We start from the raw sequence: 12,575 nt of genomic DNA on the forward strand, positions 1-12,575 counted from the left end.
GCGCGCCGACCGCCGCCCCCTTCAACCGCACCCCATCCTCACGCGGCGACGCTGTGCTGTGGCAGCGCAGCCACGCGCCGTGCGGCATCGAGGGAAGGCACCCACTCCTCAGGGCGATCGGCGGGGACCACCCGCAGCGAGCCGTCGGGCGCGCCGAGGCAGTCCTCCGGGCGCCCCAGCCCGAGGGCGCGCTGGGCGGCGATGAGCCCTGCGCGCGCAGCCGCTGCCAGCCCCTGGCTACAGGCCCCAGTTCGGTAGGCGTGAAGGCGCTCCACCGGAAAGGCTGCCGGCACCGGCCGAGGAATCCCCTGGAACAGCGCATCGGTGGCGCTCTGCACGGCGCCGAGGAGCACCTCTCCGCCATCGCCTGGCGCGACGGCCTCGCCCACCTCCACCTGGAGAAGCCGCGCTGCCCGGCGGATGCCAGGGATCACGTGCTCGGCGGCGGAAAGCATGCGGCCGCCCAGGTCACGACCCCAGTGCGGGAGCTGGGACGCGGGGATGCGGCTGATCATCTCCACCGTGTGCAGCCCGTCGCGCCGGTGGGTCGGGTCCTTCAGTGTGGTGACGGACACGAAGAGGTTGTCGATGTCGTCGCCGCCCTCCGTGCCGCGACGCGCGGCCTCGCCCACCGCGAGGGCGGCGTTGCGCGAGCGATACCACCACGTATTGCCGGAGTCGAAGCCCTGCGCGCGCAGGTCGAGGTCGACCGTGCACGAGGCACGCACGGACCGGAGCGCCCCTGTTGGCCCGACGGTGCTCTCGGGGCGCGCGAGAGGACGCACCACGCTGGCCCTGGGGAGCAGCGATGTCCCGCAGATCACCCGCGCCGCGCGGATGCGCTCTCCCAGTGACGTCTCCACCCCCACCGCGCGGTTGCGGTCGACGAGCACCCGCGCGACCCGGGTCCGGACGCGCACCTCGCCACCCCGGCGGCGAATGGCCCGGACGAGCGCCTGCGCGATGCGCCTGGCTCCGCCGCGCGGGTAGTAGCTGCCCTGCGCGTAGTGGGCCGACAGCGCTGCGGCCAGCGGGAGCGGGGCGCGCCCCGCGGCGTGCTTGTGGCCCCGCGCGGCGAGCGTGGCGCGCAGCAGTGGATCGCGGATGCAGCGATCGAGGAGGGCCGTGAGCGGCAGCAGGCCCCACCGGCACAGCGTGGGTGCGACGAGCGGCATCTTCAGCAGGTCCGTGCCTCGCAGCGTGGCGCACCGCTCCCGCTCCTCGTGCAGCCGGCGCAGGATCGCGAAGTACCCGGCGATGCCTGCCCGCTCGTGGGGGAAGCGCGCCACGAGCCGCGCCATCCACCGATCGAGGCCCTTGGGCTGGTCGAAGCGCTCTGCGCCGATGAGCAGGTGATCGAACCCGTCCGGGTTGATCTCGCAGAAGGTGAGCTCGGCCCCGACTCCGAGCCCCTCGAAGATCCTCCGCAGGCCGCCGCCTTCGTGCAGATCCCCCACGATCTGGGCCACCGGATCGAATGCGCGGTCACTCGCCGCAAAGCTGCCCGCGGGTCCCCAGGGTGCGTCGCGCTCCTCCAGGACCAGGACCCGGTGTCCTGCGCGTGCGAGCGCGGCTCCTGCCGTCAGGCCTGCGGGTCCCGAGCCGATCACGACAGAATCCCAGGTCATTCGTGCTCCCTTGCTCCCTCTCCGATGCAGGCAGGGTGTGATCCGTGGGCCCAGCCCGAGCGCGCAGCTCAGCGGAGAAGCAACCGCGATGCCGGACCGCCACGGGCGAACCATGCCCGCCCCTGGGCGTACGGCATGCTTGCGCTCCAGCCCGACCTCGAAGGCGGGGCAGCCGCGACCTGGGTGCGCCTCATGGCCGCGTGCCGTCGCTTTGTTGGCCAGTGTGCGGGGGCCGCGATACGCGGGCCAGATGACAGGTCGTGCTCGCCGACCGCGATCACCCCAGCCCTCGTATCCCCCGCTGCGACCCATGCTGCGAACCATCGGGCGACCTGCCCTGGAGATCGCCCTCGCGGCCACCCTGCTGAGCTGTGCAGGCGCATCTCCGGAGCGTGCTGCGCCGGTCGGAGACGTCTCGCCCCCTCCTCAGGCTCTGGTGAGCCCCGGGCCCGCGGAAGGTGCGCCAGCCCTCCAGGCAGCGGCCGCGTCTCCTCTCTCAGCGGCGGGTGCCGCCTTGGTGCCTTCGGCGCCTCCGCTGACCTTGGCACCCTCGGCGCCTGCTTCCACCCCGCAGGCCGAGCCTGCAGCCGCCGTGGACGCCCGCCCTCGCCTCGGCGCGATCGATCATTTCGCCTACATCTATCGGAAGGCCGCCAAGGAGGGACTCGCCCTTGGCTACATCCGCCTCGGCACCAGCGTCCCCCTCCTGTCCGACGAGGCCGTCCCCGGACCGGGCTGCCCCCGCGGCTTCTACCGCGTTGCGCCGCGCGGCTACGCCTGCCTCGACTACCGCACCACCCGGGACCTCGCGGACCCCACCTTCGTGGCGCTGAACCGGAGGAGTCCCGATCCCGAGGCTGTGTGGCCCTATGCGTACGCCTTCTCCAACGGCGCCCCCATGTACAGCCGCCTCCCCACGGCCGAGGAGCAGGAGAAAGCCGAGCAGAGGCTCGGGCCTCCCGGCTCCTTCGTCCAGCTCGCCGAGTGGTCCCGCGGCCACGAAGAGCTGCTCTCCACCGAGCCGATCCCGGCCACCCACCCCTTCCCCACCGACATCTTCGAGGAGCACGGGCGCAAGGTCGGCAGCGGTCTGCGCAACCCGAAGACCCTGGTGTGGCGGACCATTCCCAACGGCTCGATGCTGGCTTACGCCGAGGCCTTCGAGGCCGGGGGGCGCGTCTGGCTGCTCACCCCCGACCTGATGATCGTGCCCGCCGACCGGGTGCGCGCCGTGAAGCGTTCCCAGTTCAAGGGCGTCACGCTGGGCAAGGGCCTGGAACTCCCGCTCGCCTGGAACCGCACCCACCACCCCCGGCCCAAGTACCGCCGCGGCGAGGGTCAGGACCTGGTGGAGGCCGGCACGATCCCCGGCAAGTCTCCCGTGGCCATCCACGAGGCGCGGGTCGTCATCGGCAAGCGCATCTTCTTCGAGCTGCGCAATGAGCCCGGCGTGCTCGTGGAGGAAGCCGATGTCACCGTGAGCCGGGCGCGCGCCGAGGTCCCGCGCGGCGTGAGCCCAGGTGGCAAGTGGGTCGAGGTCAAGATCCTCCCCGGGACCCTCACCGCCTACGAAGGCACCCGCCCCGTCTACGCGACGCTGTTCTCTCCCGGCAAGGGCGGCGTCCCCGTGCCCGGGCTCGACCACACCCGATACGCCACGACGGCCATGGGCTTCTTCCCCATCGAATGGAAAGAGCGCGCGGCCACCATGTCGAACGAGAAGTACGGTGAGCCGAAGGTCCTGTGGTTCACGGACGTCCCCGCCATCCAGTACCTCAAGGCGCCGCTCGCCATGCACGTTGCTTACTGGCACGAGGACTTCGGCAATCCCAAGAGCGCGGAGTGCGTCAACGTCTCGGCGCTCGATGGCAACTGGCTCTTCCGCTGGACCGATCCCACCTTGCCCGAGGGCTGGGGCGCGATGCGTCCCGGCGGGGGTAACGGCCCGTCCACGCCGGTGATCGTCAGCGCGATGTGACTCCGGTCCGAGCCTCCGTCGCGCGGCTCACGCGCATGTGCCGCGTGCGCCGTGTGCGCCGTGTGCGCCGCGTGTGCGCAGCAGTCCGCGGGCGCTTCGCCCTCGACCCCCGCAGCCTCACCGCGCTGCGGGTCGGCCTCGGCGCCCTCACCCTCGCCGACCTCGCCGCGCGCGCTGCGGACCTCGATCGCTTCTACACGGACACCGGCGTGCTGCCGCGCGCGGCGCTCCTCGATCCGGAGGCCACTCTCCCGCCGCTCTCGCTCCACCTCGCCTTCGGTGCGTCGACGGGCGTCCTCACCCTCTTCGTGCTCGCGGGGCTCTTCGCTGCCGCCCTCGTTGCCGGCGTGTGGCCGCGCCTTGCCGCGTTTCTCTCGTGGCTGCTGGCCATCTCCCTCCAGCACAGAAATCCCGCGCTCCTCTCGGGAGGAGATCAGCTCCTCGCGCTCCTGCTCCTGTGGTGCGCCTTCGCGCCGCTCGACGGCCGCGGTGCGCGCGCGGTCTCCTTGCGTGGCACCGCGGCCTTGCCCCTGGTCTCGGTGGGGACTGCGGCCCTCGTTGCGCAGGTGACCCTCGTTCACCTGTGCGCAGGTCTCCTCAAGCTGCGCGAGAGCCCCGCCTGGCGCGATGGCACAGCCCTGGGCCTCGCGCTCCAGGACGTCTCGGTATCGCGCTGGGGCGAGGCTTTGCGCGCGCACCCGACGCTCCTCGCGGGCCTCACCTGGAGCGTGCTCGCCCTGGAGATCGCGGGGCCGTTGGTCCTCCTGCTCGCGCCTCTGCGTGCCGGTGCGCTGCGCGCCTTCGGCGTCTTTGCCCTGCTGGCGCTGCACGCTGGTATCGCCCTCTGCCTGGAGGTGGGCATCTTCCCCGCAGTCTCTGCCGTTGGCCTCCTGGCGCTCCTTCCCTCGTGCTTCTGGGATCGCCTGCGCGTCCCGGCCGTACCCCGCGTGCGCGCTGCGGCTCCAGCGCGCTGGCGCGAGGCGCTCTGCATCCTCCTCGCCACGTGCTCGTTCGCCACCAGCCTCGGAAGCACCTGGCCGCCCGCCCAGCTCCCTCCCCGCGTCGTCGCCGCGCTGGGCTGGCTCGGCCTCGATCAGGGATGGTCCATGTACATCGACCTGCGCGAGCCGAGCGGGTGGTTCACCGTGCGCGGCGTGCGCACGGATGGCGCAGACATTCTGCTGCTGACTGAAGGCGCGCCTCGGGCTGACGCGCGGCGTTACCTGAACCTGCGCTGGCACGGCTACATGGGGGCGCTGGCACGCAGCGCGTCGATGCGCCATCTGCTCGCGTCGAGCCTCTGCCGCGAGCAGTTGCTGCAGCGCATCGAGATCACCTTCTCGTGCCTTCACTTCTGCGGTGATGACGCCGATGTTCCTCCTCCTCCGCCTCTCGAAATCATTCTCTGCGCAGCAGAACCTGCAGGTTCTCCCGACCTCTCGCTGCCGTGATCCGGCTCCGGAATTGGTGGAGCCCGCGGGTGCGGTTCGGGCTATAGACCGGGCATGAGCACCTCACCCGTCACTCCCCCGCTCGGCGACGCCGAGGTCGTCGATGCCGGCCTGTCTGCGCTCGCACGGGGCGTCATCGGCTCGGAGATCCTGAAGATCGCTGCCGAGATCCGCGCGATGAAAGCGCGGGGGGCGGACGTGTGCAACCTGACCGTGGGCGACTTCGATCCGGCGCAGTTCCAGGTTCCGCGCGAGCTGGTGGAGGGGACCCGCGCCGCGCTCGATGACGGGCAGACCAACTACCCTCCCTCCGACGGCGTGCTGCCGCTGCGCGAGGCGCTGGTGCGCTACTATGAGCGCGAGCTCGGCCTCCGCTATCCGGTGGACGCGGTGCTCGTCGCGAGCGGCGCGCGCCCCTTGCTCTACGCCACGTACCGGACGCTGATCGACCCGGGTGACGCCGCGGTGTACCCGGTGCCCTCGTGGAACAACAACCACTACGCGTACCTCTCCGGCGCGCGCCCCGTCCCGCTGCCGGTGAACGCCGGGACGAACTTCTTTCCGACTGCCGACCTCCTGCGCCCCCTCATCGGCGAGGCGCGGACGGTGCTCCTGAACTCGCCGCTCAACCCCACCGGCACGGTGATGGATCCGGCCGAGATGCGCCGCATCGCCGAGCTGGTCGTCGAGGAGAACACCCGCCGCGCACGCGACGGTGAGCGCCCCGTCTACCTCATCTTCGACCAGGTCTACTGGGCGCTCACCTTCGGCGAGGCGACGCACGCGACTCCGGTCTCGCTGGTGCCTGAAGTCGCCCCCTACACCATCCTGCTCGATGCCATCTCCAAGTCCTTCTGCGCCACTGGCCTGCGCGTCGGCTGGGGCTTCATGCCGCCCGCTGTGCGGCGCAGGATGGCAGACATCCTCGGCCACATCGGGGCCTGGGCCCCCAAGGCAGAGCAGATCGCCACGGCGACGCTGCTCGACCGCCCCGAGGCGATCCGCGCCTTCCAGGAGCCGATGAAGCAGCGCGTCCGCGAGCGCCTCGATGCTCTCTTCAACGGTTTCAAGGCCATGAAGAGCGAGGGCTTGCCGGTCGACGCCATCGCGCCGCAGGGCGCGATTTACCTCTCCGTGCGCTTCGACCTGGTGGGCGCCACGGTGCGTGGGCGCGCTCTCCAGAGCAACGAGGATATCCGGCGCGTGCTGCTCGAAGGCGCAGGCCTCGCGGCCGTCCCCTTCCAGGCCTTCGGCCTGAAGGAAGACACGGGCTGGTTCCGCCTCTCCGTCGGCGCGGTCTCGACGGCGACCATCGAGGGGGTGATGCCCCGCCTGCGCGAGCTGCTCGTCGGCGCCAAGCGCTGAGCGGCCCGCCGCCTGCACTGCGCACACTGGTGGTACGCTCCCCCGGGTGAAGCCCTGTCCTTTCTGTGCGGAGTCGATCCAGGACGCCGCGATCAAGTGCCGGTTCTGCGGCAGCATGCTCGATGGCTCCAGCGGTGCCCCCGCCGGCAACGCCCTGGTGCAAGCCGGCGGTGGTCACGGCGCCTCGACCGCGCTCGGAGCCCCGCGCGTCGTCTACGAGGGCACACCGAGCTGGAAGGCGTGGTTCTGGTCGTACGTGGCGGCGGGCATCCTGTCGCTGGTGGTCGTCGGCCTGATCTGGATGGCCGTGCTCCACTGGAAGCGAAAGAGCATCCATTACAAGATCACCGACCGCACCATCGACTACGAGGCGGGTCTCCTGTCACGTCGCGTCGAGACCCTGCAGCTCTGGCGCGTGCAGGACCTGGACATGCAGCAGACGTTCATGGAGCGGCTCCTCGGCGTCGCCCAGATCCGCGTCTTCACCAAGGACACCACCGATCCGGAGCTCGTGCTCCGCGGCCTCCCGGCCTCGCGGGACATCTTCGAGGCGCTGAAGGGCGCAGCAGAGCTATCAAGGCAGCAGAGGGTGGTCGGCCTCGTGGAGTGAACGGGGCGTTGTGATCAGGGCCGTCCCGCAGCGCCCGGCCGTGTCACGAGGGACATGCTTGCGGCTTTTCAGCCGTGCAGTTCAGATGTGAACAGGGGCCGTGACCCCTCCTTGCAACCCATCGAATTCAGGAAGCAAAGGGTGGCACGGGGAGTGCAATAAGGGGAGCCAGCGCTGCGCGGAGACCTCGATCCCCCCCCCGAGGCCTGCGCGGCGCGCTTACTCGCACGCTGCCTGACCTCATTCCCCCCCCCTGAGGCTTGCAGCGTGCTTTTTTTTGTCTGCGAACTCGGTGGGTTTCGGGGAGAGCACAATCGCGAGGGCAACCGCCTGCGTCGGCGGCCGCAGCCGTCAGGTGGCTCGCCCTGCCGTGCGCACCGACGACTTGCCGCCTGAACGGGGCGCCTCGTCCTCTGTCGCCTCGTCCTCCTCGTCGCCCTCGGCGCCGTTCTCATCGTCGTCGTCGTCATCGAAGAAGAGTGACGGTCCGCCCTCGGCGCCGTGCTCGGCGAAGATGCTGTCGGCGGCCGTGATCAGCGCGTAGAGACGGTCCGCGTCGACCGGGCCATGGATGGCGAGCGCCATCGTCGTCTGGTCCACCACGAGCCAGGCGTAGGGCAGATCGCGGAGGCTGTCGCGCACGCGGCTGGTGAGCCACTTCGAGACGCGCTTCGCCTCGGTGCCGTCGATCTGGAAGCTGTCGGTGAACGACGCGTCCTTCTTGAGCTTGATGCCCGTGTTGGGGACGCGCTGCCCGTCGATGAGGGCCAGCGGGCTCACGCGAAAGGACGGCGCCTTCCTGTCGAGCCGCGCGAGCACCACCTGGTACTCGCTGCTGTTGTGGAAGTCGGGGCCCATGATCGCGACGTACGCCAGCTTGTGGTGCAGCTCGAAGGCGGAGAGCATCGGACCGCCGCCGAGGCCCTCGAGCAGGCGCGATAGCTCGGCGGGGATCTGCCGCGTGGGCTGGGGGCCATCGATCTCGCCAGGCTCCTCGGGCCGCATCAGCTCGCGGAAGCGGGCGACCTCGCGGTCCCGCCGCCGCTCGTGCCTGCCGGGGAGGCCGGTGAGGAAGTAGAGGACGATCACCACGATCGGCGCGACGTACCAGAGCCAGGGCATGGGGCCGCGAGGCTAGCAGAGTCGGGCTGGGGGAGGGGCGCGGTCGACGAGGACCAGGCAGGAGGGATGCGCGGCGTCGGGCTGACGGAGTAGGCTGCGCGGCCCCACCATGCACGAAGCCCTCCCTTCGCTCATCGGCGTCATCCACCTCCCCCCGCTTCCCGGCAGCCCTCGCTTCGGAGGGAGCCTGCAGGCGATCCTCGACCAGACCGCGGCCGATGCGCGGGCCCTGGAAGCTGCGGGCTTCGAGGGCATCATCCTGGAGAACTTCGGGGACGCCCCCTTCTTCCCGGAGCGCGTCCCGCCGGTGACGGTGGCCGCGATGACGGCGGCCGCGATGACGGCGCGGGCGGCGGCGCCGACGGTGGCACTCGGCGTGAACGTCCTGCGCAACGACGCCGAGGCTGCCCTCGCGGTGGCCGTGGCCTGCGGCGCCAGCATGATCCGGGTGAACGTCCACGTGGGCGCCCGGATCACGGATCAGGGGATGGTGCAAGGGCGGGCCCACGAGACGCTGCGGCTCCGTCGCGAGTTGCAGGCTTCCGCCGTGCGCCTGCTCTGTGACGTCGACGTGAAGCACTCGGCGCCCCTGACCCCGCGCCCTCTCGGCGAGGAGGCCGAGGAGACCGCGGGTCGTGGCCTCGCCGACGCGATCCTGGTGACGGGCACAGGGACGGGGCGGGCCGCTGCCCGCGAGCACCTCGAAACGGTGCACGCCGCGGTGCACGTGCCCGTGCTGATCGCGAGCGGGGTGACGGAGACCTCGTTGCCCTCGTTCCGCGGAGCCCACGGGGTGATCGTGGGCTCCTGCCTGAGGGCGAGCGGGCGCGCGGGTGATCCCGTGGATGCCGTCACCGCTGCGCGCTTCGTGGAAGCGTTCAGGAAGGTGTGGCGGACCGGATGAGCGGGCGCGCGACGCGCCGTCAGGGCGGGCGTCGAGCCAGCACGGGGGGGTGCGTCAGAGTTCGGTGTCGGCGGTGTCAGGGGTCGGCGTGGGCGTGGTCTCGGGAGCGGGTGCAGCAGGAGCCGCGGGCGTAGGCGCACCGGGCGCTGCGGGAGCTGCCTCAGGCGCGGGTGCAGCGGGGATCGTGGGCAGGGAGGCGCGGTGCCTGGTGAGATCGGGGCGCTCGAAGATGCACCAGTACCCACCCTTGCTGTGTCGGACGCGGCCGGCGACCTGGTACGCCCGCTGGAAGCGGCGGTCGCGGCGCAGCTTCTCCTGCGCCGGGAAGGGGAGCTTGTCGCAGGTGTCCGCGCTGCCGACGAAGACGAAGTAGCGGGGCATCTTGTCGAAGACGCGCCTCACGTAGCCGTCGCCGATCTTCTGGGTGTACCCGCCGGGGAGCCGCGAGATCACCGGGTCGACGAGGCCGAGCAGGTCGAGGATGGGGTAGTCGGTCGCGTAGCCGATGTACCCGATGTCGCCGACCCCGATCTCGCCCGGCTGTCCGTTCTTCTCGAACCAGGCGGCGACGCCGCCGGCGGCGCTGTCCCAGAACACCTTGTCGTCGTGCAGGATGCGCCGGCTGGCGCGGCCGAGGGAGATGCTGCGGTGGGCGCCGGTGCCGACCAGCGCGGCGGACGCGAGAAAGAGCACGGCGAAGGGCATGGCGGCCGAGAGCGTCGAGCGCCGCTCCTTCGTGGCGTGCGTCGCGTGTGTCGCGTGTCGTAGCTGCGCCGTCCAGGTGAGCGTGGCGTCGAGGATCGCCCGCCCGCCCATGCCGGCCAGCGCGAAGGCGTACGGCTCGAAGGGCGCGACGAAGCGGTGCCCCGGCATCCAGTCACCGCCGACCAGGAGGACGTAGCCGAGCACGGCGAGGGCCACGGCGCCGAGGCAGAGGGCGCGGCGGTGACGGAGCATGATCGCCAGACAGAACCCGTAGAGCGCGAGCGCGAGCGCGGGCCAAGCGTGCGCGGCGTAGGCGGACAGGTAGCGCACGCCGCCGTGGAGCTGCGCGGTGAGGTTGCCGGTCTTGGCGCTGAGCGTGTTGGGGAGCCAGGTGCCGTAGTAGCCGTGGCGCCAGAGCATGTGCAGCCCCACAGGCAGGACGAACAGCGCGCCGCGCAGGAGGTTCTGCACCCCGAAGAAGCGCAGCCCGAGGAAGAGCATGGGGATGCCGAGGAACATCGGCGCCTCGGGGCGCGTCAGGCCGGCGAGCCCGAAGAGGAGGCCCGAAAAGGGGAATGCGCCGAGGCGGCGTCGGAGCGTGCCGGGCTGCGCGCGGGCTTCGCCCTGGGCGCCGGCGTCGGCGTCGTCCATGCCCCTGGCGGCGTGCTCGCGGTCGCTCTCGCGAAAGAGCAGCTCGGTACCTGCGAGGACGAGGAAGATGAAGAGGGAGGTCTCCAGTCCGAAGACTGCGTATCCCGCCTGCGCGATGGAACTCGCGAGGAGCCACGGGGCGAGGCAAGGGATGCTGCGCAGGGGCAGGAGGCGCCGTTCGAGGAGGTAGGTGATCCAGAGGGTGCCGCAGGCGGCTGCGGCGCCGAGGACCTTGGCGACGACATCCGGGTCGAAGCCGACCCGCACGCCGGCGGCGAGCAGGATGGTCCAGAGGAAGTTGGTGTAGCCCTCGATCTGCTCGCCCGCGTTGTAGACGAGGCCCAGGCCACGCGCGAAGTTGCGGGCGTAGCGGTAGGAAATGTACGCGTCGTCGATCGTGAACGGGCTGAGGCGCGCGACGTTCAGGAGGAGGACCGTGAGGGGCAGGATGAGGCCGAGGACCAGGTGCCAGCGCTCGGGCAGTGGGGCTCCGCGCAGCCATGCGCCGAAGGAGGTGGCAGGCAGTTGGACCTGGGGTTCGCCGGCCTCGGGGACCGGTTCGCGCGGCTCGGACACGACCCGGCTCGTATCACAGCTCGGCAGGTGCGTACGCTGGCACGAGGGACGCCGGCACGAGGGGCGCTGGCAGAGGACGGAGGGCACGCCCGGTGGCAGCCGGAGATTCGCCGGGGTGGTCTCGCCGGTGGTAGCGTCGAGCCATGAAGCAGGACCTCGGGGCGCGTGGGGCAGGTGGTGTGGGGTCCGCGGCCCTCTCGGCCCGGCGGTGCGCCGCTGCTGCGGTCCGCGCCCTGGGGGTCGCGGCGGTGGTGTGCGCCGTGTCGCTCGCGCACGCAGCGCCCGGTGTGCCGTGCGGGTTCTATGGCGTCGCTGCGCCACTGCCTCTCGATGCGGCGCTCGCCACGGAGGTCGCCAGCACCGGCGTGGGCGCCGTGCGCGTCGAGATGGTCGCAGGCGCCGGAGGCATCTTCGATGACGCGCAGCTCGCCGGGTACGACGCCCTCTTCGACATCATGGAGGCGGCGGGGCTCAGGCCCGTCGGCGTGCTCGGGACGCTCGTGGTGCCGACCACGCAGGCGGCGTGGAACGACGACGCCGATGGCGACGGCAACAACGCCTTCGTCGAAGCGTTCGCGACCACCTCGGCAGGGCTCGTGGAGCGGTTCGCCACCCGCGTGTCCCGCTGGGAGGTGTGGGGCGGCCCGAACTGCTGGACGAGCCCGGACTACCTGACCAACCCGCAAGGGGCTGGCTGCACCTACCTGCTGCCCCGGGTGTTCGGGCGGATGATGAGCGAGGTGTACCTGCGGACCCGGGTGCTCGTGGACGTGGGCGCCGTCTCGCTCACGGCCGGGGGGCTCGCGACGGATGACGGGGGACCCTTCTACACGGCGGAGACTTACCTCGACGAGCTCTATGCCCAGCCGATGTGGGACGATCTCGAGGCGGACACCGGGCGGCGCTACCCCTGGGATCTCCTCGGCGTGCAGCTTTACCTGGCCCAGGCCACCCAGGTCGACGAGGGGACGATCTCGGACCACCTCGACGCGATCCGGACGATCGTGGCGGCGCGCACCGATGCCTCGTCGTTCGCCATCACGGAGGTGGGCTGGTCCTCGTTGACCGTAGGTGAGGACCTCCAGGCAGCGAACCTGAGCACGACCTTCGACGCGCTGGCCTCGCGCGACGACGTGGCGTCGGCGAGCTGGTCCCTCTACCGCGACATCCCGCCGTCGGATCTGTATTACGGGCTCGTCAGTGAGACAGGCGACGAGAAGGCAGCCGCGGAGGCGATGCAGGCAGCCGCGGAGGGCTGTACGCCCGGTGAAGACCCGGGAGGGGAAGGAGGCGGGACGTCGGTGAGTGGCAGCGGACCCTCGGGCGGTGGTTTTTCCACGACCGGCGGGGGGACGGCGCCTCCGCTCGGCGGCCCGCGCGACGAGACGAGCTGCAGTTGCCGCGCTGCAGGATCGGGCGTGCGGTCCTGGGGAACAGGCGCGTTGATCCTGATGCTGGGGGGCGTCATGGCGGCGCGTCGGCGACGTCGCTCACCGGAGGCTCGTGACAGGCGCGTCACGCCCTGAAGTCATTGCGCGTCAAACCGCATCACGGCGCAATTCGGTCATCCTGGGATCGGGGAGTT

At 71.3% G+C, this 12,575-nt stretch carries 9 protein-coding genes; 6 read left to right on the forward strand and 3 right to left on the reverse strand.

The window, feature by feature from the left end; translation table 11 throughout:
- Positions 1–38: 38 nt before the first annotated feature.
- Complete coding sequence (locus CAP_RS16025) at positions 39–1,628, reverse strand: phytoene desaturase family protein (RefSeq protein ID WP_052375362.1); 1,590 nt, start codon at positions 1,626–1,628, stop codon at positions 39–41.
- A 541-nt stretch (positions 1,629–2,169) separates the two neighbouring features.
- Here CAP_RS16025 and CAP_RS16030 point away from each other — a divergent pair.
- The 4 genes from CAP_RS16030 to CAP_RS16045 all read left to right on the forward strand — a co-directional run bounded on the left by CAP_RS16030 (position 2,170) and on the right by CAP_RS16045 (position 7,032).
- On the forward strand, positions 2,170–3,606 hold the full coding sequence (locus CAP_RS16030; RefSeq protein ID WP_231511508.1) for a L,D-transpeptidase: 1,437 nt from the start codon (positions 2,170–2,172) through the stop codon (positions 3,604–3,606).
- A gap of 71 nt (positions 3,607–3,677) precedes the next feature.
- On the forward strand, positions 3,678–5,057 hold the full coding sequence (locus CAP_RS44730) for an HTTM domain-containing protein (RefSeq protein ID WP_156040857.1): 1,380 nt from the start codon (positions 3,678–3,680) through the stop codon (positions 5,055–5,057).
- A gap of 54 nt (positions 5,058–5,111) precedes the next feature.
- Positions 5,112–6,422, forward strand: a complete 1,311-nt coding sequence (locus CAP_RS16040; RefSeq protein ID WP_052375364.1) for a pyridoxal phosphate-dependent aminotransferase — start codon at positions 5,112–5,114, stop codon at positions 6,420–6,422.
- 46 nt (positions 6,423–6,468) lie between these two features.
- Positions 6,469–7,032: a PH domain-containing protein gene (locus tag CAP_RS16045; RefSeq protein WP_044241549.1), complete on the forward strand. Its 564-nt coding sequence runs from the start codon at positions 6,469–6,471 to the stop codon at positions 7,030–7,032.
- Between the two features lie 351 nt (positions 7,033–7,383).
- On the opposite strand, the gene CAP_RS16050 is transcribed toward CAP_RS16045, so the two are convergent.
- Positions 7,384–8,154: a hypothetical protein gene (locus tag CAP_RS16050; RefSeq protein WP_044241551.1), complete on the reverse strand. Its 771-nt coding sequence runs from the start codon at positions 8,152–8,154 to the stop codon at positions 7,384–7,386.
- 109 nt (positions 8,155–8,263) lie between these two features.
- On the opposite strand from CAP_RS16050, the gene CAP_RS16055 reads away from it, so the two are divergent.
- Positions 8,264–9,058, forward strand: coding sequence for a BtpA/SgcQ family protein (locus tag CAP_RS16055; RefSeq protein ID WP_044241553.1), 795 nt, complete (start codon positions 8,264–8,266; stop codon positions 9,056–9,058).
- 54 nt (positions 9,059–9,112) lie between these two features.
- Here the strand turns inward: CAP_RS16055 and CAP_RS16060 are convergent, their stop codons facing one another.
- Complete coding sequence (locus tag CAP_RS16060; protein WP_052375365.1) at positions 9,113–10,990, reverse strand: DUF8728 domain-containing protein; 1,878 nt, start codon at positions 10,988–10,990, stop codon at positions 9,113–9,115.
- Positions 10,991–11,133: 143 nt separating this feature from the next.
- On the opposite strand from CAP_RS16060, the gene CAP_RS16065 reads away from it, so the two are divergent.
- On the forward strand, positions 11,134–12,516 hold the full coding sequence (locus CAP_RS16065) for a hypothetical protein (protein ID WP_052375366.1): 1,383 nt from the start codon (positions 11,134–11,136) through the stop codon (positions 12,514–12,516).
- Positions 12,517–12,575: the final 59 nt, after the last annotated feature.

Source organism: Chondromyces apiculatus DSM 436, assembly GCF_000601485.1.
GTDB classification, from domain to species: domain Bacteria; phylum Myxococcota_A; class Polyangia; order Polyangiales; family Polyangiaceae; genus Chondromyces; species Chondromyces apiculatus.

What these genes read in the sequence shown, in the direction of transcription:
- CAP_RS16025 (WP_052375362.1), bottom strand. Translation starts at nt 1,628, where the DNA reads ATGACCTGGGATTCTGTCGTGATCGGCTCGGGACCCGCAGGCCTGACG.
- CAP_RS16040 (WP_052375364.1), top strand. Translation starts at nt 5,112, where the DNA reads ATGAGCACCTCACCCGTCACTCCCCCGCTCGGCGACGCCGAGGTCGTC.
- CAP_RS16050 (WP_044241551.1), bottom strand. Translation starts at nt 8,154, where the DNA reads ATGCCCTGGCTCTGGTACGTCGCGCCGATCGTGGTGATCGTCCTCTAC.
- CAP_RS16055 (WP_044241553.1), top strand. Translation starts at nt 8,264, where the DNA reads ATGCACGAAGCCCTCCCTTCGCTCATCGGCGTCATCCACCTCCCCCCG.
- CAP_RS16065 (WP_052375366.1), top strand. Translation starts at nt 11,134, where the DNA reads ATGAAGCAGGACCTCGGGGCGCGTGGGGCAGGTGGTGTGGGGTCCGCG.